The sequence below is a fragment of the Pseudomonas sp. 2995-3 genome (assembly GCF_002742565.1).
Classification (GTDB): domain Bacteria; phylum Pseudomonadota; class Gammaproteobacteria; order Pseudomonadales; family Pseudomonadaceae; genus Aquipseudomonas; species Aquipseudomonas edaphica.
In genome coordinates this window covers 1-290 of record NZ_LJSB01000281.1, presented here as the reverse complement: position 1 = coordinate 290, position 290 = coordinate 1, and the positions used below count along the sequence as shown (strand labels likewise).

Sequence of the window (290 nt, the reverse complement as noted above, 5' to 3'; positions counted from 1 at the left end):
GAATAATAATACTAGTGGGTAGTCAAGGGGAGATTGTGTCTAGTGAATAATAAGAGATTAATACAAAAAATTGAGGAACTTTCAATGAATGCTCTTCCGGCTCTGCAAACACAACTGGTTGATGGGTGGATATTAAGATTCGCAAATGGTTATACAAAAAGAGCTAATTCTATTAATCCAATTTACCCTTTGAATGAAGAGGTAACAGATAAAATAGAGAAAGTGAGCCAAGTATATAGAGACAGAAATCAGAAAGTAGTATATAAACTTACTGACAATGTGTTCCTGAT

The 290-nt window shown here is 33.4% G+C and carries 1 protein-coding gene; it reads left to right on the top strand.

The window, feature by feature from the left end; translation table 11 throughout:
* Positions 1–84: 84 nt before the first annotated feature.
* Positions 85–290, top strand: a 206-nt coding sequence (locus tag AOA62_RS32280) for a hypothetical protein (protein ID WP_218244185.1), incomplete at its 3' end; no start/stop codon positions are given.